Origin of the sequence: uncultured Pseudoteredinibacter sp., from assembly GCF_947500695.1 — a bacterium.
In the GTDB taxonomy this organism is placed as follows: Bacteria; Pseudomonadota; Gammaproteobacteria; order Pseudomonadales; family Cellvibrionaceae; genus Pseudoteredinibacter.
Genome location: NZ_CANMSS010000001.1, coordinates 754,397 through 780,370, shown reverse-complemented (window position 1 = coordinate 780,370; position 25,974 = coordinate 754,397). Strand labels below are relative to the sequence as shown.

At 45.8% G+C, this 25,974-nt stretch carries 23 protein-coding genes; 14 read left to right on the top strand and 9 right to left on the bottom strand.

Annotated features, from left to right (window positions below; genetic code table 11):
* Positions 1-132: 132 nt before the first annotated feature.
* Entirely contained in the window at positions 133-627 is a 495-nt protein-coding gene (gene rraA / locus Q1A08_RS03110) for a ribonuclease E activity regulator RraA (RefSeq protein ID WP_299769584.1), read from the top strand.
* Positions 628-634: 7 nt separating this feature from the next.
* On the opposite strand, the gene Q1A08_RS03105 is transcribed toward rraA, so the two are convergent.
* Positions 635-1,294, bottom strand: a complete 660-nt coding sequence (locus Q1A08_RS03105; RefSeq protein ID WP_299769581.1) for a DUF488 domain-containing protein — start codon at positions 1,292-1,294, stop codon at positions 635-637.
* A 97-nt stretch (positions 1,295-1,391) separates the two neighbouring features.
* Complete coding sequence (nhaB, locus tag Q1A08_RS03100; protein WP_299769579.1) at positions 1,392-2,894, bottom strand: sodium/proton antiporter NhaB; 1,503 nt, start codon at positions 2,892-2,894, stop codon at positions 1,392-1,394.
* A gap of 443 nt (positions 2,895-3,337) precedes the next feature.
* Between nhaB and Q1A08_RS03095 the strand changes: the two genes are divergently transcribed.
* From Q1A08_RS03095 to sohB, 4 genes are read left to right on the top strand one after another with little or no spacing between them, the layout of a single operon-like run.
* On the top strand, positions 3,338-5,047 hold the full coding sequence (locus Q1A08_RS03095; RefSeq protein WP_299769576.1) for a pilus assembly protein: 1,710 nt from the start codon (positions 3,338-3,340) through the stop codon (positions 5,045-5,047).
* Positions 5,044-5,874, top strand: coding sequence for an NAD(+) diphosphatase (nudC, locus tag Q1A08_RS03090; RefSeq protein ID WP_299769574.1), 831 nt, complete (start codon positions 5,044-5,046; stop codon positions 5,872-5,874). The genes Q1A08_RS03095 and nudC overlap by 4 nt, the downstream gene beginning before the upstream one ends.
* A 17-nt stretch (positions 5,875-5,891) precedes the next feature.
* Positions 5,892-6,542, top strand: a complete 651-nt coding sequence (locus Q1A08_RS03085) for a cation/multidrug efflux pump (protein ID WP_299769571.1) — start codon at positions 5,892-5,894, stop codon at positions 6,540-6,542.
* A 24-nt stretch (positions 6,543-6,566) separates the two neighbouring features.
* The gene (sohB, locus tag Q1A08_RS03080) at positions 6,567-7,655 is read left to right on the top strand and encodes a protease SohB (protein ID WP_299769568.1); all 1,089 of its coding nucleotides are present in this window, start codon (positions 6,567-6,569) and stop codon (positions 7,653-7,655) included.
* Between the two features lie 161 nt (positions 7,656-7,816).
* On the opposite strand, the gene Q1A08_RS03075 is transcribed toward sohB, so the two are convergent.
* The 3 genes from Q1A08_RS03075 to Q1A08_RS03065 form a co-directional block, all read right to left on the bottom strand.
* Positions 7,817-9,376 carry a PAS domain-containing methyl-accepting chemotaxis protein gene (locus tag Q1A08_RS03075; RefSeq protein ID WP_299769565.1) on the bottom strand — a complete coding sequence of 520 codons (1,560 nt, stop codon included), beginning with the start codon at positions 9,374-9,376 and terminating at the stop codon, positions 7,817-7,819.
* Positions 9,377-9,892: 516 nt separating this feature from the next.
* On the bottom strand, positions 9,893-10,390 hold the full coding sequence (locus tag Q1A08_RS03070) for a DUF934 domain-containing protein (protein ID WP_299769562.1): 498 nt from the start codon (positions 10,388-10,390) through the stop codon (positions 9,893-9,895).
* The gene (locus Q1A08_RS03065; protein ID WP_299769559.1) at positions 10,374-12,038 is read right to left on the bottom strand and encodes a nitrite/sulfite reductase; all 1,665 of its coding nucleotides are present in this window, start codon (positions 12,036-12,038) and stop codon (positions 10,374-10,376) included. The genes Q1A08_RS03070 and Q1A08_RS03065 overlap by 17 nt, the downstream gene beginning before the upstream one ends.
* Before the next feature lie 503 nt (positions 12,039-12,541).
* Between Q1A08_RS03065 and Q1A08_RS03060 the strand changes: the two genes are divergently transcribed.
* Complete coding sequence (locus Q1A08_RS03060) at positions 12,542-13,000, top strand: MarR family transcriptional regulator (RefSeq protein ID WP_299769556.1); 459 nt, start codon at positions 12,542-12,544, stop codon at positions 12,998-13,000.
* 93 nt (positions 13,001-13,093) lie between these two features.
* Here the strand turns inward: Q1A08_RS03060 and Q1A08_RS03055 are convergent, their stop codons facing one another.
* A complete protein-coding gene (locus Q1A08_RS03055; RefSeq protein WP_299769553.1) occupies positions 13,094-13,333 on the bottom strand; it encodes a DUF2970 domain-containing protein in 240 nt (79 codons plus the stop codon).
* 213 nt (positions 13,334-13,546) lie between these two features.
* On the opposite strand from Q1A08_RS03055, the gene Q1A08_RS03050 reads away from it, so the two are divergent.
* The gene (locus Q1A08_RS03050) at positions 13,547-15,319 is read left to right on the top strand and encodes a DUF885 domain-containing protein (RefSeq protein ID WP_299769550.1); all 1,773 of its coding nucleotides are present in this window, start codon (positions 13,547-13,549) and stop codon (positions 15,317-15,319) included.
* A gap of 129 nt (positions 15,320-15,448) precedes the next feature.
* On the opposite strand, the gene Q1A08_RS03045 is transcribed toward Q1A08_RS03050, so the two are convergent.
* Positions 15,449-15,715 (bottom strand): hypothetical protein, encoded by a 267-nt coding sequence (locus Q1A08_RS03045; RefSeq protein ID WP_299769547.1) that lies wholly within the window; start codon positions 15,713-15,715, stop codon positions 15,449-15,451.
* Positions 15,716-15,942: 227 nt separating this feature from the next.
* On the opposite strand from Q1A08_RS03045, the gene recQ reads away from it, so the two are divergent.
* The 7 genes from recQ (at position 15,943) to deoD (ending at position 24,128) form a co-directional block, all read left to right on the top strand.
* On the top strand, positions 15,943-18,105 hold the full coding sequence (gene recQ / locus Q1A08_RS03040; protein ID WP_299769544.1) for a DNA helicase RecQ: 2,163 nt from the start codon (positions 15,943-15,945) through the stop codon (positions 18,103-18,105).
* Positions 18,105-18,899 (top strand): pseudouridine synthase, encoded by a 795-nt coding sequence (locus Q1A08_RS03035; RefSeq protein WP_299769541.1) that lies wholly within the window; start codon positions 18,105-18,107, stop codon positions 18,897-18,899. The genes recQ and Q1A08_RS03035 overlap by 1 nt, the downstream gene beginning before the upstream one ends.
* A gap of 43 nt (positions 18,900-18,942) precedes the next feature.
* A complete protein-coding gene (locus Q1A08_RS03030) occupies positions 18,943-19,566 on the top strand; it encodes a DUF998 domain-containing protein (protein ID WP_299769539.1) in 624 nt (207 codons plus the stop codon).
* A gap of 613 nt (positions 19,567-20,179) precedes the next feature.
* Positions 20,180-21,073: a transporter substrate-binding domain-containing protein gene (locus tag Q1A08_RS03025; RefSeq protein WP_299769536.1), complete on the top strand. Its 894-nt coding sequence runs from the start codon at positions 20,180-20,182 to the stop codon at positions 21,071-21,073.
* 380 nt (positions 21,074-21,453) lie between these two features.
* A complete protein-coding gene (locus Q1A08_RS03020) occupies positions 21,454-22,035 on the top strand; it encodes a phosphoribosyltransferase family protein (protein ID WP_363323477.1) in 582 nt (193 codons plus the stop codon).
* Between the two features lie 11 nt (positions 22,036-22,046).
* Positions 22,047-23,363, top strand: coding sequence for a phosphopentomutase (locus Q1A08_RS03015; protein ID WP_299769533.1), 1,317 nt, complete (start codon positions 22,047-22,049; stop codon positions 23,361-23,363).
* Between the two features lie 57 nt (positions 23,364-23,420).
* Positions 23,421-24,128, top strand: coding sequence for a purine-nucleoside phosphorylase (gene deoD / locus Q1A08_RS03010; RefSeq protein ID WP_299769530.1), 708 nt, complete (start codon positions 23,421-23,423; stop codon positions 24,126-24,128).
* A 78-nt stretch (positions 24,129-24,206) separates the two neighbouring features.
* Here the strand turns inward: deoD and Q1A08_RS03005 are convergent, their stop codons facing one another.
* Positions 24,207-25,250, bottom strand: coding sequence for a methyltransferase (locus Q1A08_RS03005; protein ID WP_299769528.1), 1,044 nt, complete (start codon positions 25,248-25,250; stop codon positions 24,207-24,209).
* Between the two features lie 31 nt (positions 25,251-25,281).
* Positions 25,282-25,971, bottom strand: a complete 690-nt coding sequence (locus Q1A08_RS03000; protein ID WP_299769524.1) for a pseudouridine synthase — start codon at positions 25,969-25,971, stop codon at positions 25,282-25,284.
* Between the last annotated feature and the right edge of the window lie 3 nt (positions 25,972-25,974).

Sequence of the window (25,974 nt, the reverse complement as noted above, 5' to 3'; positions counted from 1 at the left end):
AAACTCCAGTCTAAATAAATCTCCTGAATAATAGCTATAGCTTTGGTTTTGGCGCTTGCCTGTTAAGATGCTGCCATACTCAACGCTTGCCATATCCATTTCATGCCACAAACGTTCCTTGAGGGAAGTCATATGACTATAGCAACACCGGATCTATGCGATGCTTATCCTGAGCTCGTGCGAGTAACCATCCCAACAATTACCCGTAACTTTGGTGGCCGTGAAAACTTTGGTGGACAAATAGTGACCATCAAGTGCCATGAGGATAATTCCTTGGTTAAGGAGCAAGCAGGTACCGACGGTCGCGGTAAGGTTATGGTGGTCGATGGTGGTGGTTCATTGCGCAAAGCACTGCTAGGCGACATGATTGCCGAGAATGCGGTTAAAAACGGCTGGGAGGGTATTATCATTTACGGTTGTATCCGTGATGCAGCCGTTATGGCTACTTTGGACTTGGGTGTTCAGGCCTTGGGCACCATTCCATTGAAAACCGAGAAACGTGGTTTGGGTGATCTAAACGTGCCGGTTAATTTCGCCGGTGTTGATTTTATTCCTGGTGAATATGTCTATGCCGATAGTAATGGTGTAATTGTGAGTGCCGAACCACTGAGCATGCCGGCCGAATAATCACTCTTTATTGCTTGTGACACTCTTTATTGCTTGTGACACTCTTTTTTGGGGTGTCGACGGCTTCTAGCTCGCCGCCTGCTTTGGGGCGGCGATAGTTCACTGCGCAGCACTGCGCTTGGTAAGCCTGCAGCCTCACATCTTCGGCAGAGCTAAACATATCCTGTTCTAGCTTATGCTCGTCTACTAAGCGCTTCATGAGTTCAGCTTGGGTTTCCAGCGCGCCATCATGAAGAATATGTTGAATTTCCCATTTACTGTTAGCTTCCAGAAAATTCGCGATTAATAGGCTCCTGTGGCAGCTCGCGGGGTCCTTCTCAGCACACATAAGGGCAATGCCGTAGCCTTTACTGATGCCGTTCTTTAGGCGATCAATTCCGGCTAAAAACAAGTTACTTGCCTGCAGCTTTCCAAAGTCAATTTGCCCGTCGCTATTGTAGTGTCGACCGTCCTTTGAGCGTGGTCCAAGTTTATCCCCCATATAGATATAGTAGATGGACTGTGCGGGTAAATTGCGTTGCAGGTTGGGCTGGTCGTACTCTTTAAAGCGGCGGCTAAAGGGCACAGATCGAACATCAACTAGCGCAGTAACATTGTATTGCTTGAGTTGCTGGCAAAATTCATCAAAGGGTTTTGTCGCATAACCAATGGTATAAAGCGTCGTCATTGCGCAAGGTAAGTGGTTTAAGTGTTAGCAGGCGATTGGAAGAGGGGCTAAGCTTGGGGCAGCGTTTGCTGCCCCGGTTATCCTTACGTGAAGGCGCTTATACGAATGCGATAACGCAGGCAATACCAACGCCACCTAAAACGAAGGTGTAAGGTAGAGCCATAATGACCATGCGGCCATACGATAGACGAATAAGTGGCGCCAGTGCTGAAGTCAGCAAGAACAAGAATGCAGCCTGACCATTAGGCGTTGCAACAGACGGTAAGTTGGTACCGGTGTTGATGGCAATGGCCAACTTATCAAAGTGTTCTTTAGTGATTGTGCCAGCATCCAAAGCGGCTTTAATCTCATTGATGTAAACCGTTGCCACAAATACATTATCCGAAATCATCGACAAGACACCGTTGGCAAGAAATAGCATCGGTGTTTGTTGTTCTGGTTCCAAAGAAAGAACGAGTGCGGTAATCGGCTGAAATAAGTGCTGGGCGTGAATTACGGCAACAATGGCAAAGAATACAGCCAGTAGGGCGGTAAATGGCAATGCTTCTTCGAAGGCATGCCCAATCTGGTGCTCGTCGATAATGCCGTTAAAGGCGGTAAGTAGGACGATAATCATCAAGCCAATTAGACCCACCTCAGCTACGTGCAAGGCTAAAGATACCACCAGAACTAAACCGATCAAGGCTTGAACTATTAGCGCGGCTTTATCTTTAATTGTGCGCTTGGCATCTTCCTCTTCAGAGAAGTCTTCTAGAACGCCGCGCACAGATTCAGGTAGAGTCGCGCCGTAGCCAAACCAGCCTGTTTTTTCTAGCAGCAAACAGGTCATTAAACCGGCTACTAATACAGGCATGGTTACCGGCGCCATGATCTTAACAAAGGTAATAAAATCCCAGCCGGCCACATTGGCAATTAATAAGTTTTGCGGTTCGCCGACCACGGTACATACGCCACCTAGAGCGGTACCCACGGCACCGTGCATAATTAGGCTGCGTAAGAAGGAGCGGAAGCGATCTAGGTCTTCACGGTGGTACTCATAAACTTCTTCATCTTGGCCGTGATCGTGCTCATGATGAAATTTCTTGCCCGAGGCAATTTTGTGATAAACCGAGTAAAAACCCACAGCAACGGTAATCAGTACCGCTGTAACGGTGAGAGCGTCAAGAAACGCTGATAATACCGCTGAGGTTAAACAGAACAAGAATGACAGAATCATCTTAGAGCGTATGCCTAAGAGAATCTTGGTGAACACGTAAAGCAGCAGGTCCTTCATAAAGAAGATACCGGCAACCATAAACATCAGTAGCAAGATTACCGGAAAGTTAACAAAGAGCTCTTCTTTAACCGCTTCTGGTGTGGCCATACCCATCGCGATTGCTTCAATTGCTAATAAGCCGCCCGGCTGCAGTGGATAACACTTTAGTGCCATCGCTAGGGTAAAGATAAATTCGAGGATAATAACCCAGCCAGTAACGTATTTACCGACAGTTACCATCAAGATAGGGTTGATGACTAAAAAGGCAATGATGGCTTTTTTGTACCAATCTGGGGCATGCCCTAGAAAGTTACTGGTAAGCGCTTGGCCCATGGTTTTTGTCATTATAAGAATCCTTAGCTGTTGCTAGCATCATCGTTTGGTTGGGTTGATTTTAGACATTCACCGCTAGAAATCCACCGCTTTATCCTACAGCGGCTTTATTTGAAGGATTATTAGTCCCTTTCGCATCGAATGGGCTAAATTCTGACCAAAGGGCGCACGAAATTTCATCATTAAAGGGCATTCCAGGCGCCAAATTGTTTGCTAGTAGCTGATTGCTAGCCAGCTTTTACTTGTCTATGTTACTGTCCGCCTTTGGTTTTTTCATTCTGTGTCAGATATGTAGACTGGGCTGCGAAAACGATGCGGTAAACAGGATAAACTGCTGATAGCCGACAAAAGCTCGTCTAAACCCTTAGTGTTCAAAAGTACTTAAGACGCCAATGAAATATGGGGCGCTCAATTATTGAACAGCGTAATAGGATCACCTGGAAGGTAACATTGCGGTGACAGATTTATATAAACAGTTGGTCTCCCTAAGCCTCGTTTCGCCGGAGCTTAATGCCAATGTTGAAATGGCGGTAGTTAAACTAGAGCAGTTTAGCCGCGAAACAGACAATATGGATTTGCTGGGTGATGCCATTGCATTGGTATCACAAATACATGGTGCCGTTAGAATGGTGCAGCTCAGCGGAGTAGAATTGCTGAGCAGTGAGTTAATGCGTTTGCTTGAATCCATTTTGCAGGGCCGTAGTGTCGGCACGGATGACTTTGCAGCTATTAGCGCGAGTTTGTTTATCCTCCCCAGATACTTAGAGCTAACCGCACAGCGCAAACTAAACTTACCCGATTTATTGCTTCCGCAGATTAATGAACTGCGCGCTTGTACACAGCAATCGCCGTTACCGGAAAGTTATTTTTTTCCAGCGAATTTGCACCTGCTCAAGTCGCCGGATAAAAGCAGTAGCAGCATACGAGAAGAGTTTGGTGGCTTATGTCGCCGCTTGCGGCATATGTACCAATTAGGTTTGTTGCAGACTATTCGCTCTCCCAATATGAATGCACTTGGTCTAATGGAGCGTTCTTTGCAGCGTTTACAGGCCGTTTGTGGGGGCTATCGATTCGCCACGTTTTGGTGGGTAGCCAGTGCTGCGGTGAATGCTTTGCAGCAAGGCGTCACATTGACCGCGAGTCGTAAGATCCTATTACGCAACATTGACCGAGAGATTCGTCGCCTGCAACAAGAAGGCGAAGCCGTATTAGATCAGCCGCCAAAGTTAGAGTTGCTAAGAGAATTGCTTTATCTCGCTAGCCAAGGTTTACCTGATGAGGCCCTGACAGAGCAACTGCAAGAAAGCTTGGGTGGCGCGGCTTGGTACAGCGAGGCCGAACTTAAAAAGTTTCAGCATGAGTTGCATGGGCCTAGTCTTAATACAGTGCACTCTGTGGTACAGGCACTGGCCGAAGAGTTTAAAGTTAGCCAATCAATTCTGGAGATGGCTTCCCAGGCTGGCGATAGCTTGATCGTCGACTTTGAAGAACTTATCGCTACGCTCGAACGTATTACCGATGCGCTTTCAGTTTTGGGCTTAAGTCGAGCCCACCAAATTATGCGTGAGCAGGTGCGTAAAATCCAAGACTGGCACGATGGTGAGGTGGAATACCAAAGTGATGGCCTAGTTGCGGTTGCTGATGCGCTTGTCTATGTAGAGAGCACCGTGGCGGGATTAGAAAATCTTTCTTTGTCGGATGACAACTTAGATCAGTTGAATCATTTGGCGACACGCGAAGCCGTGGCTGGGAATCAATTGGCAGAGGCGGAAGCTATTGTTATTAGCGAAAGCCAATCTGGGTTAATGATGATTAAGCGGGCGTTGTCTTCTTATTCTGAATCCGGCTACGACCTTAATCATATTGGCAATATCAGTAACACCATTACCAGTGTGCGCGGTGGTTTAAATATGATTTCCTTGCGCCGTGCTGGCGCTATGGTTGAATCTATCCAGCAGTTTGTTGATCAAATATTGCTCTCTGGTGCTCAGCCGCCGGCTCTGGATACCTTACTGGAAACTTTGGCCGATTCTATAATCAGTTTAGAATACTATCTAGCTAGCTATGGCGCGCTGCACCAAGCTGATGAGTCCATTTTAATTCTGGGTGAAGAGAGTTTGATGTCATTGGGCTTCCCTGTGTCTATTCCGGCTGACGAAGAATGAGTGCAATAGTTCATCCCCAAGACCTCGGTTTAGCCTCCGAGCGTTTTAAGCTGGGCTGTAAGATCTTATTGATCGCTGAAGAGGGCGTCTGGGCCAGTGAGCAGCACTGGCAAACTGTCGACTTCCAGTGGTGGCAGGACAATGCTGAGTCGATTGGCTTAAAGCGCGAGGAGCTGCATTATATTGCCGAATATAATGACCAAGATTTCTTTGCCATTTACCTAGAAGCAGCAGATGCCTTAGTTGATGGCCAATGGCTGGGCTTGCGCCAATTACTGCCACATTTAGGTGAAGATGAGTTTGAGCTAATCGGGCGTGCAAGCCAGGTGTGTCAATGGGATCGCAACCATCGCTTCTGTGGGCACTGTGGTACCACTACTCATTACCATGCCAAAGATCGAGCCAGGGTCTGTGGCAGCTGTGGTTTACATACTTACCCTCGTATCTCACCCTGCATCATTGTTTTGGTTACGCGTGGTGAATATTGCTTACTGGCGCGTCATCAGCGATACAAAACCCCGATGTTTAGCTGTCTTGCTGGCTTTATGGAGGCGGGCGAGAGTGCCGAGCAATGCTTGCATCGTGAAGTGTTTGAAGAGGTTGGTGTTCAGGTTCAGAATTTGCTTTACCAAGGAAGCCAGTCTTGGCCTTTTCCAGGGCAGTTGATGTTGGGCTTTACGGCTGAGTATCACAGTGGCGATATAAATGTGGATGAAGAGGAAATCGCTGAGGCTGACTGGTATCATTACAGTGAGCTGCCCCAGGTGCCCCCAACGGTAAGTATTTCAGGGCAGCTGGTTCAAAATTTTGTCGACAGCTTTCGCTAAGGATCTAGGAGTACGGCATGGTTTATATGGGCTTGGCAATTGGCATAGGAATGCTGAGTGTCCTGCTGCTTTATGTGGGCTTGCGCATTATCTTGCGTACAGGCTGGATTTTAGGTTTTATCCGCGGTTGCTGCGCGGCGGCGGTATTGGCAATGGCTGCTTTGGTGGCTTTGGCCGCCTATGACATCTACAGCTACCAGCAGCTTAATGAACCAAAAGCCATAGCAACGATTAGTACCAGAGCCATTGGGGCGCAGGAATACGAAGTTAATGTGCTGTTTGGCAATGGTCAGGAAAAGCGCTTTGAAATAAAGGGTGATCAGTGGCAAGTCGATGCGCGTATCATCCGTTGGCCAAATATTGGCGGCATGATGCACCTAAAACCCGGTTTTCGTTTAGATCGTATTAGCGGTCGCTATTATGCATTAGGACAGGAGCGCGATAGTGAGCGCAGCGTACACCCCCTCAATAGCAGTATCAGTGTTGATGTGTGGCAATTACTGCAAAACCATTATCAGCGATTATCTTTGCAGCGAACCACCTTTGGCAGCGCGACCTTTATGCCAATGGTTGACGATGGTTTGTATGAAATTAGTCTCAGCGCAAATGGCTTAAGCTCTAAGCCTTTAAATGATAAAGCGCGTGACGCATTAAATCAGTGGCGCTAAGCCGCCAATCGATAGGAGAGTATTTTGGAGTTTTTGAGTGACTATGGCCTGTTTTTGGCCAAAGCCATTACTGTCGTTATTGCCTTTGGTTTTATCGCAGCGATTTTGGCTTCTGCCAAGCGTGGCGGTTCGGAAGAGCAGGGCAGTATCGAAGTTAAGAAGTTAAACGATCAGTTCGATCAGTACCGCGATCAATTGCGATCGGCCACGCTAGAGCCTGAAGCTTACAAAGAGCTACAGAAAGAAGAGGCCAAGCAGAAAAAACAGGAACAAAAAGACGCCAAGAAGTTGGCTAAAAAGAAATCCAAACAAGAGCCTGCAAAAGATACAGAGACAAACGAAGAGGCTGATTCAAAGCGTCAACGTACGTTTGTGTTGGATTTCGATGGCGATGTTAAAGCAAGCCCAGTCGAATCCATGCGTGAAGAAATTAGCGCATTACTCACCATTGCTGAAAAGGGTGATGAGGTTGTGCTGCGATTGGAAAGTGGCGGTGGTATGGTACATAGCTATGGTCTTGCCGCCAGCCAGTTGGATCGGATTCGTCAAGCGGAACTCGGTCTGACTATTTGTGTTGATAAAGTGGCGGCCAGTGGCGGTTATATGATGGCCTGCGTCGGCGATAAAATTTTAGCGGCACCGTTTGCCTTACTTGGTTCAATTGGTGTGCTTGCGCAGCTCCCTAACTTTAATCGCCTATTGAAAAAACATGACGTCGATATGGAAATATTGACGGCAGGTGAGTACAAGCGCACCTTGACTATGTTTGGCGAGAACACGGAAAAGGGCCGCAGCAAGTTTGTCGAAGAGCTAGAGGAAACCCATGAGCTCTTTAAGCACTATGTCAGCGAGCGTCGCCCAGAGTTAGATATTGCGGCGGTAGCAACCGGAGAGGTTTGGTACGGTATTAAAGCAATTGAAAATAAGCTGATTGATGAAATACAAACCAGTGACGCTTATTTGCAAATACAGGCCAAAGAGCGAGATATCTATCAACTTAGCTTTACCCATAAAAAATCTGTGGCGGAAAAACTCGGTTTGTCCATCGAGGCGAGTATTGATCGCTTGGCCAGTAAATGGTGGGCGCGAGCAAATCAGCGCCGCTTTTGGTAAGTATTGAGTTAATGCTGTAGCTGCATCGCGGTCTTTGTAGCTTGAATGAGAACCCATTTGGTGATTCAGTTTGCCAAATGGGTTTTGTTTTTATGTCTTTCGTCTTTTTAAAAGCACTTTTTGAAGGTCTTTTTAATAGCGTTTAGAATGACGGTTATTGCTTAAAAGCTAGAACCTTTCACCGCGGAATCCATTTGATTTACTAAGTTCTCTAACTCGAGGCTAGAATTTACCGCCTGCTTTGAACTGCCATTCGTTTGGTGGGCTAATTGCTGTATATCTTCAATACTATTGTTTATATCTTTGACTAAGCCAGCTTGCTGTTGAGCAGCTTCTGATAGCTGTGCGTTAGCATCAGCAATATTGGCTACTTGTACGGTAATATTGTTTAAGGCTTCGTTGGCTTTGCCGGCGTATTCTAGGCCGGCTAGTGCAGTTTCTTTGCCTTTGTCCATTATGCCTGCTGTTTCTTGGGCTTGCTTTTGGATCTGCTCCATGGTCTGTTTGATTTGGCTGGTAGATTGTTGAGTGCGATTGGACAAAGTTCGAACCTCTTCAGCAACCACAGCAAAGCCTCTTCCATTCGGTCCAGCGCGTGCCGCTTCAATAGCGGCGTTTAAAGCAAGCAAGTTGGTTTGTTCAGCGATTTCAGTAATCAAGCTGACTATCGAGTCAATCTCACCAACTTGGTTTTTAAGCCCTTCCGTGGCTTGGCTCGCTTTGTCGATATTGCTGGCCATATGTTCGATGTCGGAGCTCAGATGTTCAACTAGCTGCTGGCCTTTTATGGCCTCCGCTTTCGCCTTGCCACTAGCTAGCGAGGTTTCAGTAATTCGCGTTGAAAATTTGTCGATGCTTTGGCTGACGTCCGCGATATCGTTGTTGGCTGAGTCAATTCTTTCGGTTTGCTCGGCGATGTTTCTGACATTGCTTGCTGATATATCCTTATTGGTATGCATAACATCAGAAGTGTTATCCGCAATCTCTCTAAGTCGATAGAGTACGGTTCTGATTTGTAGCTTGGTTTTATGCATTGCAAAATAAATGGCGCCGAGATCACCCATGTTTTTGCTGTAGATATATTGTGCCAATGGGTTATTGACCAGCTTTTGGCTGTCTTTGCGTAAAAAGCCGAGAAGCTTTAAACGGTGCTGGATAAATAAAATATAAGCACTGAAACCGGCGGCTATAAGAGCGGCTTTGGCGCCGCCGCTGTCAAAAAAGAAAATCGATAGCATGGTGATCAACAAAGTAGCGATGCCACCCCAGATCAACTGGGTGGATATTGCTCCTTGGGGATCTAAGTTTAGAGATTTGCCTTGATTTATCGATTGATACAAGGCTTCGGCCTGGTGTTTTAAACGCTCTGAGAGTACAGAGCGAACCGATTGATAGCCGATATGTTCTCCGTTTTGATAGATTGGGCTGACATAGGCGTCCACCCAATAATAATCACCATTCTTGCAGCGATTCTTAACGGCGCCCACCCAGGCCTGGCCATTTTTAATGTGCTCCCAGAGATTTGCGAAGGCCTCTTTGGGCATATCGGGGTGGCGAATGATATTGTGATGTTGCCCGATGAGCTCGTCGCGGGTAAAGCCACTAATGCGGATAAATACGTCGTTTACATAGGTAATGTCACCGTTTAAGTCGGTGGTCGAGATGATCCTTTCATCTTCATTAAACTGAACTTCCTGTCCCCGGCTTTGCCTGCTTGACATGGCTATGGCTCCAACACCAATAATTTACAAGTCATCTAAATGTGCTATCGGAGCAGCGCTCGGTTTCTTTAGTACTTTTTTATCAAATTAGAAAAACAATAAAATCGAGCCATGTTTTTGATGAGATATGTGCCTAAAGCTGTTCTTTGGGGTGACAGTTTAACCATTGATGTGAGTTAAATTGGCGCTGTTGCGAACAGTTTTTAAGCGCCAAAAAAATAGGAAATTAGCATACCGATTGATATGCCTATTGAGATTCCAAAGCATATACCTGATATAAAGATTCTCGATTTGGAAAGTCGCTCTGGAAATTTCATTGGCATCATTTATTCTCGTACCGCCCTAAGATGTAGATATGCTGACGCGATTACTGCGATGCTTAAACTGGCCAAAGGTTTGAATGTGTAGTTCTTTGCTGTGACTGGCTTAGGGATAAGGAGTCTGAGAGAGCGGGCTAGAGGGGGATTCAGCAAAGCCCCAATGAGGACTTTGCTGCTAACTCATATCGGTGAGAGCTTATCCGCGGCGACGGAACAAAGGCGCTTTGTCGGCCGACGCCTGATAGGCTTCTTGCAAATCGCTTAAGGAATCCTTGGCGGCTTCTAAATCTTCTGCGCTCAGTGCAAAGGCGTTAAAGCCACAGCGCTGCAAGTAACAGAGTTGATCGCGAATAAAGGCACCACTTGCACGTAACTCACCTTTAAAGGCAAAGCGATCACGAATCAAAAAAGCGGCTGAAAAACCACGGCCATCCATAAACACAGGAAAATCGAAAGCTAAAAGAGGCACGCTGTCGTAGTCATCAGCTAACAATTCGATATCGTCGTCAATGCCTATCTGAATACCGATATCTGAGCGAGCTTTTAATTTGTCTCGCTGGGCTAACCACAGTTGCAGGGGCACGATCCACTGACCAGTTGGCACTGCAGCATTAGCCAGTTCAGAATCTTCGCTTAATTCGAACAGTTGCCAGCTGTCGTCAACAACCTGGCCGTCTTTAATGATCTTTGGCATAGACACGCTCCTTAAATGGCGCCATACCGATGCGCTCATAGGTTTGTAGAAATTCTTCACCTTCATGGCGATTATCTACAAAGATATTCAAGATTTTTTCCAATACGCTTGGTATATCATCAGCATCAAAAGCCGGGCCGAGTACTTTGCCGAGCTTAGTATCGTTACCGGCATTGCCGCCTAACTGAACCTGATAAAACTCTTCGCCTTTTTTATCAACGCCAAGAATGCCGATGTGGCCGACGTGGTGGTGGGCGCAGGCGTTCATACAACCAGAAATGTTTAAATCTAAATCGCCAAGGTCGTATAAATAGTCCATATCGGCAAAACGACGCTGGATGGCTTCGGCGATTGGAATTGACTTGGCATTAGCGAGTGAGCAGTAATCACCACCTGGGCAGCAGATAATATCCGTTAAGGTACCAATGTTGGGGGTAGCAAAACCGGCAGCTTTGGCTTTTTGCCAGAGCTCAAACAGCTTATCTTTGGCCACATCGCCTAAAACAATATTTTGCTCATGAGTCGTGCGCGCTTCGCCAAAGCTGTATTCATCGGCAAGATCGGCAATGATTTCCAATTGCTTCTCGGTAACATCACCAGGTGCAACGCCCGTGGGCTTCAGCGATAGGGTGACAGAGGCATAGTCCGCTTTTTTATGTTGGCGAACATTGCGGGTTAGCCATTTGTCAAAAGCGGTATGTTCAGCTCTTAGTTCAGATATGCTGTTATCAACTGCGACGGTATCAAAGCTGCTATAAGCCGGTTCCGTAAAGAAACTCTTGGCGCGATCGATTTCATCTTGGGTGAGGCGAGTATAGCCTTCACGTATGCGCTCCCATTCGGCCTCAACTAATTCGGCAAATGCCCCTGGTCCCATGGCTTTAACCAGAATCTTAATTCGGGCTTTGTATTTGTTATCGCGACGGCCCTTTTGGTTGTATACCCGTAAGACCGCATCGAGATAGCTTAATAGCTCTTGTTCAGGTAAGAATTCGCGAACCACACTTCCGACCAGTGGTGTACGGCCAAGGCCGCCACCTACGCGTACTCTAAAACCGGTTTCACCAGCTTCATTTTGATACAGGTCTAAGCCAATATCATGCACCTGGCTTGCCGCACGGTCTTCTTTAGCGGCGTTGACGGCTATCTTGAACTTACGGGGCAAGAAGGCAAATTCAGGGTGCAGAGTAGACCACTGGCGAATAATTTCGCAATAGGGGCGTGGGTCTAATAGTTCATCTTCCGCAATACCGGCGAATTGGTCAGCCGTGGTATTACGGATACAGTTACCGCTGGATTGAGTCGCGTGCATCTCAACTTCGGCAAGTTCTGCCAAGATCGCAGGGACATCGGCGAGATCTGGCCAGTTAAATTGAATGTTCTGGCGAGTGCTAATATGGACATAGCCCTTGTCGTAATCTCGAGCGACACGGGCCACACGGCGCAACTGAGTACTGTTAATCATGCCGTAGGGCACATTCACTCGCAGCATAGGTGCGAGTCGCTGGACATATAGGCCATTTTGCAGACGTAGCGGCAAAAAGGCTTCTTCGGCGAGATCGCCGGCTAAATAGCGTTCAGTTTGTTGGCGAAACTGCTCAACACGCTGTTGAAGAATGCTATGGTCGTGCTGGTCGTAGATGTACATTTTCTCAGGCCATATAAGCAAATGGTATAAAAATTCAGAATACTTCCTTGGGGAATATTCCATTGCTTTGGGGATAATGGCTGGAGATGCGATCTTTTCGCCGCATTTTGCCGGTAATATACCCCTAGATTCACGCGTAGAGCGGCACAATACCAGTTCGCGATAGAATATAAAACTATTGCCTATTCATATGTTAAGAACAATTGAGAATATGGCCAAAATCACCTTGCAGCCTTAAGCATTAGAGATACAATCAAATATAAGTACTTCGTACATTGAATAATCTATAACAGGCGGAGCAATAAAAATGAATGAAGAAGTAAGCTTACAAGATCAAGCGGACAGTACTGCAGATGCAATCGCAGCAGTAGCCTTAATAACAATATTCGTGGCTACTTGCATATTTTGGATTAGCGGGCAATAAACGTCCAATAAATCACCAAAGAGTGAGTGCTTTACAGGGATTAGAGCCTGCTACTCCGTAATCACAAAAAGGGTGTGTTATGGAAACATTAAGTAGCAGTCATGGATTTCGTCTGGATGATAGTTTTTTGTTTTGGTTAGGCCGAGCAAGTCACGAGCTTCAGGAATCCTTTAATAGAAACTTAGCCGATACGGATGTAACTTGGCCGCAATGGATGGTAATGAATGTTTTATACCATCAGATTGCTCAAACTCCGGCCCAGGTGGCTGATTATTTGGGTATTGATCGCTCAGCGGTAACCCGTTTGGCCGATCGCCTCGCTAAAAAAGGTTTGTTAGAGCGTAAGCAAGATGGCGTAGATCGTCGTTGCGTACAGCTGTGCCTAACGCCAAGAGGTAGTCGTATTATCTTTACCTTGAATCAGCAGGCTGATGAGCATCAAAGACGTTTAAATATGTCTTTGGGGCAAGATAATGTGGTGGCCTTAAATGGTCAGGTGCGTGTTTTGCTGAAGCAATTGGGCGTAGAGCCTCATTAATTATTGTCGAGCTAAGACCATAAAAAACTCAGCGATTGCTGAGTTTTTTTATGGCAGTGATTTCTTTAACGCCTTATGCGTTTAGATGATTTTCTAATCTCCAGCCAAGATAAACTTCACTAAAAATACCGTCCCCAATACAAAAAAGACCGTAAAAAGAATACCGGCGGCGATAAAGCTATAAATATTGCCATGTTGGAAATCGCGCTCGCGATTTTTATCTGTCTGTACGCCAAATGCTGCGGCAAATGTACTCACAATTAAAGCAAGAAAGCCGGGCTTTTGAGTGGCATCTATTTCTTGTTGGTCCTGTTTATCTTGGGGCTTTTCCATAATTAACCGTCTTTTATTGTAAATTCATAGCAAAGGCGACATTGAGTTTGTGTTCGAGGCCTATGTTAGCTGCTTAAATTCTATTCAGCTATAGCCTTTACAAAAGTTCATATCGCAATGTGTTTTGCCTGTGTCTATAGCGTCGATCTACTACCTATGTGTAGCGAATAAGATAGAATAGGCTTTTGCGACATCCCATACTGGAGAACAATTGTGCAATCTAAAACCTTCATTAAATCGGCTGTAAGTGCTTGTTGTGTAGCGCTGCTGAGTTCGGGTAATGCCTTGGCTATTACTAATGCCAATGACAAGCTTGATAAAGTTATGGCGAATTATTGGGATGCCTATTTGGATCAGTATCCGCTTGCCGCCAATATGAATGGGGATATGCGCCACAGCGACAAGTTATCTCAAGTGGATGAAAAGGGACGTACGTCTCTTGAGCGCTTGTTTGATAAATCGATTGCTGAGCTCGAGAGCATTGATGTTGAAAAACTCAGTGCTCAGCAAAAAGTTAACTATCAATTAATGGATTGGATGTTACGCCATGAGCGTCATACTTTAGAATCCAATTGGTATATGTATACCTTCACCACCTATGCAGGTTGGCATGATGGCTTTGCTCGTTCAGCGCCGCGAGTTCGCTTAAAGAATGCTGGTGATTTCAAGAGTTATATTAATCGTTTAAAAGCTTTTGAAACCTACGCTGATCAAAACATGGCATTAATGCGAGAGGGCATTAAAACTGGAAATACACAGCCTTGCGAAACTTTGGTGGGTTACGAAGAGGGCATTCGAGGTTACATAAAGCCGGCTGAGGAAAGTGACTTTTATAAACCTTTTAAAACTCTGCCTAAAACAATGGATAGCAAACTCCAGGAGCAGCTGCAGGCTAAGGCGAAAGCGACCATTAGCGCATCTGTAATGCCAAAATATCAGGAGTATTTGGATTTTTACTTAAATGAATACGCACCCGCCTGTCGTAAAGTTGTGGGTATCTCATCGGTAAAAGGTGGAGCAGAACTTTACGACCACTTCGTTAAATATTACACGACTGTCAATACGGATGCAGAAGCGGTTCATAAGCTTGGCTTAAGTGAAGTGAAGCGTATTCGTGATGATATGAAAAAGGTGATGGAGGAAGTTGAGTTTAAAGGTGACTTTAAAGCTTTCTTAGAGTTCTTAAGAACGGATCCGCAGTTTTATCCTAAGACAGCCAAAGAGTATATGGCTGCAGCTGCGGCAATCTCCAAGGAAATGGACGGTAAGTTACCCGAGTATTTCTCTTACTTGCCACGTTTGCCCTATGGTATTGAGAAGGTGCCTGATCAAATCGCTCCAAAGGTCACGCCCGCTTATTACCAGCGCGGCGCTGCTGACGGCACACGTTCGGGTAAATATTTCTTGAATACTTACGATTTGAAAAGCCGAGCATTGTATGAGCTGCCAGCCCTAACATTGCACGAAGCAGTGCCTGGACACCACTTACAAATCTCTATTCAAAATGAAATGGGTGAGCTGCCAGAATTTCGCCGTTTTTATTACTTTCACCCTTATGGTGAAGGCTGGGCTCTATATGCCGAGTATTTAGGTGAAGAGATGGGTATGTATAAAACCCCTTACGAGCGTTTTGGTCGTTTAACCTATGAAATGTGGCGAGCATTACGTTTAGTGGTAGATACTGGGATGCACGCTAAAGGCTGGACGCGCCAACAGGCGATTGATTTTATGGCTAATAACAGCGCTCTGTCTTTGCATAATATCACCACCGAAGTTGACCGTTATATTACTTGGCCGGGGCAGGCCTTGTCTTACAAAATGGGTGAGCTAAAAATCCGTGAGTTGCGAGCTTATGCAGAAAAGGCGCTTGGTGAAAAGTTCGATTTGCGTGAGTTTCACACCAAAATTCTAACCAATGGCGCTGTGCCGCTGTCGGTATTGGAAGATTTAATAAAAGAGTGGGTTGAAGCACAAGCGGCCAAATAACACTGCTAACAATAGCTCCTACAATGGCCTTATATTGGGCCTAGGAGCATATAAGCCATAAACAAAAAAGCAGCCAATGGCTGCTTTTTTGTTGGCTTGTCAATTTACGCTTAATGCGCAAGGGACTGTTTACTGGCAGCCCAGATCTGGGTTGTCGATGATAATCTCACCATCCAAACAGGTAATTTTAATGTCATCCAGCCTAGGGTGCTGATCGCTGGCCAGACGAGCGCATAAATCGTCTTTATCTAATCCAATGGTGCCTACATGCAAAATACGTGTAGCGACACCGGTGCAGCCCTCGTGTTGAATTAGGTTACGCAGCTGGAAGCTGTTAACTAGATAGCGGCCCATGGGGAAGACCGGAAGTACCTCTTTAAAAACATCGTATTGCATGGTTAGAGCCCTTAGTGGTTTTATAATTAAGTGGCCAATTCTCGGCCATATGTTTTATAGATAAATCATACCCAAAAAAAGCGCTTAAGTATTGATCTAGCCCCTAAAATGAGACGAAGCTTGAAAGAGGCTGAGTACAAAAAATGATCGCCCTGAGGCGGGGCTCATTTTCAATCTCATGGCTTTGCCCCAAGCACTGCCAGAGCAAGCAAGGTATACTGCGCCTCATGAATTCTGCACTCGAAATACTACAGCACCGCTTTGGCTACGACGCTTTTCGCGACCCTCAAGAAGATATCATCAATACTGTTATTGAGGGGCAAGATGCGCTTGTGATCATGCCAACAGGGGGCGGTAAGTCCCTCTGTTATCAAATTCCTGCTTTAGCAAGAACAGGAGTAACAATTGTTATATCGCCCTTGATTGCTCTGATGCAAAACCAAGTGGATGCCTTGGCACAATTGGGCATCTCCGCTGCCTTTCTCAATTCATCTATTAGCCATCAAGAGGCTATGGCGGTAGAGCAGGGCCTGCTGGCTGGTGAAATAGATCTGCTGTATGTCGCCCCAGAGCGTTTTAATACCGCTTCTTTTGCTGCATTGCTTGAGCAATTGCATATTGGCTTGTTTGCAGTCGATGAGGCGCATTGTGTATCCCAGTGGGGGCATGACTTTAGGGCGGACTACCTGCATCTCGCTGAGCTGATGGGGAACTTCGCCGATGTGCCGAGGATTGCTCTTACTGCAACAGCCGATGAAAACACTCGTGCGGAAATTATCAGTCGGCTTCAACTGCGACAGCAGCGCAATTTTGTTTGTGGCTTCGATCGTAGCAATATTCAGTATCGTATAGAACAAAAGCAGGACGGCAAACGTCAGCTATTACAATTTCTGCAAAAAGAGTATCCAGAATCGGCAGGAGTGATTTATTGCCTGTCACGTAAAAAGGTCGAAGATATAGCCGAATTTTTGCAACAGCAGGGTTTTAATGCGCTGCCTTATCACGCCGGCTTAAGCCAAGTCTTGCGACAAGAAAACCAAGATCGTTTTCTGCGCGAAGAAAACATTATTATTGTTGCCACCATTGCATTTGGCATGGGTATTGATAAACCCGATGTGCGTTTTGTGGCGCATTTGGATTTACCTAAAAGTGTTGAGGCTTACTATCAGGAGACGGGGCGTGCTGGCCGTGATGGTCAAGAGGCTACAGCCTGGATGATCTATGGTTTGCAAGATGTCATAAAGCTGCGACAAATGGCAGAGGGCTCAAATGGCTCTGAGCAGTTTAAAATGCAAGAGCGCCACCGCCTTGATGCCATGCTGGGCCTTTGTGAGCTGACGACTTGCCGGCGCCAAACTTTATTGGCCTACTTTGGTGAAGACCTGCCCGAGCCTTGCGGTAACTGCGACAACTGTATTACGCCACCAGAGACCTGGGATGCCAGTGAGGCTGCTCAAAAAGCGCTGAGTACGGTATATCGTAGTGGCCAGCGCTTTGGCGTTAATCACCTTATCGATGTTTTACTAGGTAAAGAGACAGAGAAAGTTTTTCAGTTCTCCCATCAAAACTTAAGCACTTACGGTATTGGTAAAGAGTTTAATGCGACCCAATGGCGCAACATCTTTCGTCAGCTTGTTGCCCAAGGTTTACTGAATGTTGATGTTTCGGCCTTCGGTGGCTTGCGTTTAGCGGAATCTTGCCGAGCGGTTTTGCAGGGCAAACAAGCACTCTATCTGCGTAAAGAAGCCTTAAAAGCGAAAGCGACTAAAGGCAAGGCTGCAAGATCTGGCAAGAGCTTTCTTAAGGACAGCGAGCAAGCAATTTGGGAGGCTTTGCGAGGCTTGCGTAAAGAGTTGGCTCAGGAGCAAGATGTTCCGCCTTATATGATTTTCCATGATGCCACTTTGATGGAAATGATCAGGATGAACCCCAAGACCTTGGGTGATCTTTCCAATGTAAGCGGGGTGGGTGATAGCAAACTTGAATTGTATGGCGATACCTTTTTGGAATGTTTGCTAGAGCATGCCGACGAAGGTGATGCTGACGCTGAGAGAGAGCACACTGTTTATCAGAGCTACACACTGTTTAAAGCCGGGATGGAAATTTCCGCAATCGCGGCCCAGAGAGGTTTGAGCGAAGGCACTATCTATCAACATCTAGAGCAGTTAATCAGTGATGGTGCCTTGAGTGTTGCGGAGGTATTAGGACTGCAAGCTGAAGATATTCAAGCCATTGAAGACGCGCTAGATGAAGTAGAGGTCGAAAGCCAATCAAAGGGCGAGCCATTTCGCCTAAAACCCGTTTTCGAGGCGCTGGATGAATGCTATAACTACAATGAAATTCGTTGTGTAAGGGCTGCTAGATTGGCACCCGTTTCGGGCGTGAGTTGATGGGCATTAATTCAGATCAGGGCCGCCAATTTGAACGGCTTGGCTTCCAGTTGATGGAGTTAAATTCACAATTTGTATTGATCAATAAAGCCAGTGGCATTGGTTTTCACGACGAGCTTGAAATTAAGAATGGGCAAGAGCTGCGACAACAGGGAGTTTTTAGTCGAGTTCAAAACGCACTACTGGAAAATGATCTGATCAACAGCAAGCTATATCCAGTACATCGCTTAGACAAAGGCACTTCCGGGTTGCTGATATTTGCACGGACTAAAGAGGTTGCTCAAGAGCTTGGGGCGGCCTTCGAGGAAGGCCGAGTGCAGAAGTATTACTTGGCACTAAGCAAGTATAAGCCTAAAAAGAAACAAGGTGCCGTTAAAGGCAGCATGGAAAAGGCGCGGCGAGGCGCCTGGAAGCTCGGAAAAGGCAAAGATAACTATGCCATTAGCCAGTTTTTTAGTGCAGGCCTAGGCGATGGTTATCGCCTATTTCTGTGGCGCCCCAAAACCGGCAAGACTCATCAGCTTCGGGTCGCCATGAAAAGTTTAGGCAGCCCAATATTGGGAGATAAACTTTATGGCTGTAATGAGCAGCTAGGAGAGCAGTGTGAGTTCTGTTTACATGCTTTTCAGATTGGTTTTGAGTTGGGCGGTAAGTCCTATTGCCACCAAATATTACCCAGCTTTGATATAGATAAATTGCTTGGTAGTAATGCTTCATCAGTGAACGGCGATGATAATCGTACTGCTGTCGAATCTTATGGTGAGCCTGATAAGCTAGAGTGGCCAAAGTTATAGGCAGCCAGATAGAATAAAAATTGAGAAAAGGTGTGACGTCGTAATGAAAAAAATAATCTTGATTTTCCCCTCGCTGAGTTTGTTGTGGCTAGCTTTTACCGTAATCCTTGCGGGTAGCACCTATCCAGACTATAGCCATGTGTCACAGTTTATGAGTGAACTTGGCGCTAGCGGAAGCCCTAATGGTGATCTAGTAAATTATTTTGGCTTTATACCCACTGAGCTTTTTATTCTATTGTTCCTCTTTGCTTTGCTGAAAGTAATGCACAAAACAAAGCTAATGGTGCTAGGTGTAGCGTGTGTTTTCGTTTATGCCTTATCACTAATAGTGGCGGCGATTTATCCCTGTGACTTCCAGTGTAGACCTGTGGACCCTAGCTTTTCCCATGACATGCATATGCTTTTTAGCGCAATGGCCTACCTTGCGGGGATTGCTGGTATTGCTATTTTGGCGATCGATTCTAAAACTTGGTGTGAATCAAATGTACCGTTTCTATCGGGTTTGCTGGTGTCGATTGTCGCGCTGGTTTTGATGCTAAACTTGAACCCGGATATACCTTTTGTGGGCTTGATTCAGCGTAGTACGGAATTGTTGATCTATACTTGGTTTTTGATTTTAGCTTGGAATATTTGTAAGTACATGGATTCATCTCAGCTTCCAAGTTAGTTCACAGTGCTAGTTGGTTAGAGATACATTTTAAATGTTGTCATTTTAAGAAGCTCGTTAGCAGCTGATATACAAAGGATTGTATACCTATGAAAATCCTGATGTGGATAGAGCTTGTTGTCATTGTAATGCCACTTACCCTCCTGATGAGTGTATGCACGCTTCTCCTTCCATTCGGTGCATTTGCTAGGCCCGAGTGGATAATCCCAAGCTATATTGGTGGATTGTTTGGAGTTTACTATTTCTGGGAGGCCTTTGGGGTTTTAGTTTTGGGTCACCGGCGAAACATCGAGATTTTACTAACTTCTTTTACGCTTGGAGTTGTAGGTTTAATCTGGTTTTTATCTAAGGGGCATATCGAATTAGGATCTCTGCGAGCTATTTTGTCTGGCCTTAGCAGTTTGCCTATATTGGTAGGGTTGCACTGGGCTATTCAGCTCTATCTAATCAGCTAATGCGGTCTGCTCGCATAAATCATATTTTGACTATAATGAATAATAGTCAAGTTCGCTCTAGAAGATCTTTAAAATGCTCTAACTAAGCATTTAGCCCGGTTTGCTGGTGGTTGATTGAGGTACTCAGTGATTTGTATGGCGTTTTAAATGGAATTCTGATGTCGTTTATGTTGTTACGAGAGAGGGTTTTGTACTACCGAATTATAGCGGCTTTATTGTTGCTAGCGGTGACCGCAACCGTTGAGTGCCACCAATATGAAGAAAGAGCTACTGAGCGGTTAAATAGTCATAAACCTGGTACGTCGCTTAGAGTGCTTGCCGAAAAGTCCCCCATTACTCACTTTAGTCCTGAAACAAAGCGGGGCGGGCAGGCTACTGCAGTGATACGTGAGCTTCTGGCATCAGCTGATATACCGTTTAGTTTTGATTACACGCCTTGGAAGCGAGGCTATCGACTGGTTTTGAGAGAAAGCAATGTTCTCTTGTTTCCAATGGCAAGGACTCCATCACGTGAAAATAGCTTTTATTGGGTCGGTGAAATAACACCAGTACACTATTACCTATTTAGTTCAAAAGATCTGCTTGGCGGAGAAATATCAGAATTGGATCCCGACGAGAAGGGTATTGATAGACTTTCAATGCTCAATAAACAGGCTGTGGGCGTGGTAAGCGGGAATTTACTTCATCACTATTTAAAACTTAAAGGGTTTACTGAATTGGCTACAGTGAACACTGGCCGCCAAAATATTGAAAAGCTGAATCGAGGTCGGATTTCGATGTTTGCCTCAAGCTCTGGAGGGCTGTATAACATCTGCAAGAAATATACACTAGATTGCAGTCAATTTGTTGCTGTTGCTAAATTGCCGGAGTTGAGTACTGGTCTTTATTTCGCTTTAAGTAAGCAAAGTGATCGTGATCTGGTTCATAGGTTGACATCGGCTTACCAGTTATTAGTTGAATCAGGAAAATTCGCTAAAATCATGAATGATCGCCCAAATGGGGAGCATAAGGACCAATATTTGGCGTATTTCAGTGGGCGTCAAAAGCCTTGATAGACACATCAAGTCGGTATATCTAAGGATTGGTAGATCTTTAATCAAACCCCTAACACTGGTATTATCGCGCCTTTACGGCACGTTTTATCGTTTTACCTTCGACTTGTGGAATCCTCAGCAAGCCAAAGCCGCTTACTGAAGGGATTGGCAGTCTCTAGAGATGGTATGTTGGGCATCAAGCTCATGGCCATTTGCTCGCGATCGACCTAGCTTGATCACAGCCCCAAGTAATGCCTCGCCTTATATAATGCCATCTTTAGGTAGGCATTTGGCACCCTTGACGCTTACTGCTGTGTGAAAACTGGTCAAAACGCTGCTTTGTACAAGGCGCCTCTCGAAGCGGCGCTTTTAATATTTAGTTTATGGGTAGTTTTTCTGTGATTGAAAAAACGTATATTTCGCCGCAGTCCCTCTATGAGGATTCCTTCAAATTAGCGGCTCAGATTTTTGAAAGCGATTTTCGTCCAAATTACATAGTTGGTGTATGGCGTGGTGGTACGCCGGTGGGCATTGTTGTACAGGAATTGCTTGAGTTCTGTGGCGTAGAATCCGATCACATCGCCATTCGTACGTCATCTTATGATGGCATTGGTAAGCGTAGCGATAATGTACGTGTACACGGCTTGGGCTATATCGTTGATAAGATTAATTCGGATGATCGATTACTGATCGTAGATGATATTTACGACAGTGGTTTGAGTGTGCAGGCTGTATTGCGTGAGCTTAAAGCTCGCTGTCGTAAGAACACGCCAGAAGATGTGCGTGTGGCGACTTTGTATTACAAGCCAAAGAACAACAAAACTGATAGCCAACCAGATTTTTACGTGCATGAATCGGAAGAGTGGTTGGTATTCCCCCACGAAATCTTAGGTTTGAGCCACGAAGAGATTACCAACAGTAAGCCAGAGCTAGCGGGGTTGTTGGGCAAAGTGAATGAGTGGGCACCTAAGGAAGCTTAGGCTGCATTGCGATGCTAGAGACTTCTAACCATTCGACTGCTACTTCATCGGGAGCCAAGGCAAAAGGGCGCGCAGTATTGCTGGTGCTTGATTCTTTTGGTATTGGTGCCAGCGCTGATGCCCAAAATTTTGGTGACGTAGGTGCCAACACCTTAGGGCATATTGCTGAGCAGTGCGCCATTGGGCAATGTGAAGAAGGCCGCAGCGGGGCATTAACGTTACCTAATTTGGCAAAGCTCGGTTTGTTTAAGGCCGGGCAAGAAAGCGATAACGCTATTGCTGCTCTAAATCAGTTAGCCGAAGCAGAAACTTCCATCATTGGCAGTTATGCTTATGCCAAAGAGCTAAGTACCGGTAAAGATACTTCCAGTGGCCACTGGGAGATGGCAGGCGTTCCAGTTTTTTTTGATTGGAGCTACTTTGAAGCCAAAAACGATAGCTTTCCAGAGGCTTTGGTGGATGCGATTTGTAAGGCGGGAGATCTTCCGGGAATTCTCGCTAACTGTCACGCCTCGGGTACAGACATTATTGCTCGTTTGGGTGAAGAACATATGGCAAGTGGCAAGCCTATTGTTTACACCTCTGCAGACAGTGTGGTGCAGATTGCAGCCCATGAAGAAAGCTTTGGCTTAGAGCGATTGCTTGAATTGTGTGAGGCAACTCGCAAGATATTGGATGCCGATGAAAACCTTAACGTGGGGCGAGTAATTGCTAGGCCTTTTGTGGGCACTTGCGCCGAAGATTTTATACGCACAGGTAATCGTCGAGATTATTCTGTGCCACCGCCTTCAGCCACTTTGTTGGATAAATTACTGGCAGCCGGAGGTGAGGTGTATTCCGTAGGAAAAATCGCGGATATATTTGCCCAGCAGGGCATTAGCCACCGCTATAAAGCCAATGGCATTGATGCCTTGTTTCAGCAGACCATGGCGGCACTAAGTGATGTCGCGGCAGAAAATCATGAGGGTGCTGAAAATGGAAGCGAAGCTGCTCTGATATTCACCAACTTTGTCGATTTCGATTCCAGCTTTGGTCATCGCCGTGACGTTAACGGCTACGCTAAGGCCTTAGAAGAATTTGATGCAATGCTGCCCGCTTTATTGAATGCGTTGAACGAAGATGACTTGCTAATTATTAGCGCCGATCATGGTTGTGATCCAACTTGGCCTGGTAGCGATCATACTCGTGAGCATGTGCCGGTATTGGTCTATAAAAAAGATTTAAGCCCTAAAAACCTAGGTAAGAGAGAAAGCTTTGCCGATATAGGGCAGAGCATTGCCAGCCATTTAGGATTGCCGCCCTTGGAGTATGGCGAGAGCTTTATTTAATGCTCGTATTAAAATGAACGGGCGTAATACAAAATAGAAAATATAGGAAAGCAAAGCATGCCTTCTTTACATATGAATGCGCCCGATGGTGCATTTGCTGAAACTGTCATCATGCCGGGTGACCCATTACGTGCCAAGTATATTGCGGAAACCTTTTTGGATGATGCCAAACAAGTTACCGATGTACGCAATATGTTGGGCTTTACTGGCAGCTATAAAAGTGAGCCTTTGTCTGTGATGGCTCATGGTATGGGTACGCCATCGGCACTGATTTATTGTACCGAGTTAGTACAGCATTATGGTGTAAAGCGTATGTTGCGTGTGGGTAGCTGCGGCGCGGTTCATCCAGATGTACAGCTGCGCGATATTATTATTGCGCAAAGTGCTTCAACAGATTCTGCCGCAATGAAGCAGCGATTTGGGGCCTTTGATTTTGCAGCAACAGCGACTTATGACCTGTTGGAAAAAGCGGTAACCTCGGCCCGCGAAATTGGTACTCAGCATCGTATCGGTTCTATTTTCACCAGCGATTTATTTTACTGGCCGGAAGGGGATATCTACGACCGTTTGGCTAAGTACAATATCTTGGCTATCGAAATGGAAGCTGCAGCGGTATATTCCGTAGCGGCAGAGTTTAATGTGGAAGCATTGGCTATCGCCACCGTTAGCGATCATATTCGCACAGGTGCGGCGCTAAGTACTGATGAGCGTCAGACTACATTCGATCAAATGATCGAGTTGGCTCTAGCGACAATCTCTAAATAAATACCAGAAATACCGGGGTCAGAACCCAAGGGTTCTGACCCCCAATCGAAGCCCCATTTAGCAAGATTACAAAGTGCCTCAACTCAACTTCAAAACCTTAAACTGCTTATTATTCACCAAGCAATCCACCTGCTGAAAAAATCGCTGGGCCTTCTTTTCAATCCCAATAAAACTATTCACCACAAAGTAGGCACGGCCAGATGGCAATAAATGATCCCGCGCACTTTTCAAAAACTTATCGCACAATTGATTTTCAACATCGAAGCCCTGATGAAACGGTGGGTTGCAAATCACGGTATCAACCTTCTCGCTAATATTTGCTGCACAATCATCGGCAATCACTAAGTAGGGGGCAGGCCCCACAGGGATCTGACCCCGGTATTCCTGCACCTTACTTAGATTGGCCGAACAACTAGCCACAGCCGCAGCGTTATTATCAGTGGCTATCAAAAGCTCTAAATCATTGTTTAAAGCCACCCCTACACTTAATAAGCCATAGCCACAGCCAAGATCCAATATCTTTTTTGCTGGCTTTACCTTAAGTTCAGTAGATAGTGCTTCTAAGAGCAATAAGCTACCCTGGTCCAACTTGTTCCAGCCAAACTGCCCGGGTTTGCTTTGGATATCAAAGCCTTGATGTTCAAGGCAGGGGCGCAATTCTTGGTAGTCTTGATCGTCCAGCGGGGTAATGTTCTGTTGCTTAGTTACCGTTGCGTGGCATAGGTAATCTAAGCCGTGTTTTTCTATCTCGCAGTTACCCAATAAGTTCTTAAGAGCTTTTGCGTAGCCTTTAACGCCTTGGTTTTTCTGCCCAGCAAAAACCAGCTCGCCGCTATCTTTTAAGACTGACAAGGCTTGATTAATGATGTGGTGGTTTACGGCTTTTTCTTTGCTTAAGCGAAACGCTAGGCAATCTATGTTTCCAGTTTCACGGCCTTGCTTAATATCCCAGTCGCAAAAAATAGCCTTGTCGCTTTGGGCGGCCACATCAAAACGGTTGCTTACAATAGTGCAGCTATTTGGTAGCGTGGCAATGCTACCCAAGGTGTTTTCATCAAGGCACAGTACGCTGCTGTCACAGTTGCGTAAGTAGGGTAGGCAAAGTTGAATGGCGGAATCCATAGGTCTTTAAGCTCTTTGTATTTTTGCCTGTTTAAAATAAGGAGGCTTCTTCGGCGCTAAGCTCACGATATTCACCTTCTTGCAGGTCGCCAAGCACAATCTTACCGACACTTTTACGGTGTAATTCCACAACGCGATTATTCACTGCGCCAAACATACGCTTAACTTGGTGGTAGCGGCCTTCGCTAATGGTAATCTCAAGCTCATTGCTGAATAGCTTTTTAATCTCGGCAGGTTTGCAAGGTTTTGGTTCGCCTTGCAGTCGCACACCGTTTCTTAAAACCTCAATGTCTTCATCGCTGATATCGCCTGCCAGGCAGACATAATAGCATTTACCCTGGTTTTTATTGGGTGAGGTAACTTTATGATTCCATTGCCCATCATCGCTGATCAATACTAAGCCGGTGGTGTCGATATCCAGGCGCCCGCAGATTTGCAATGTGGATTTACGAGGCTCATCAAGTAATTCTAGAACGGTAGGGTGTTCATCATCTTGATTGGTGCATACATAACCTTGCGGTTTGTTTAGAGCAAAGTAGCGCGGCCGCGCGGCGTTAATAAAGTCGCCATCGACAATGACTTCATCACTTTCATTGATTTTAATGCTGGTATCTTTTTGACTATCACCGTTTACAGTAATGAAGCCTTGCTTAGCTAAGCGTTGTACTTGCTTGCGCGACAGTTCGGTGGCGCTGGCGATAAATTTATCTAAACGAATCATAAA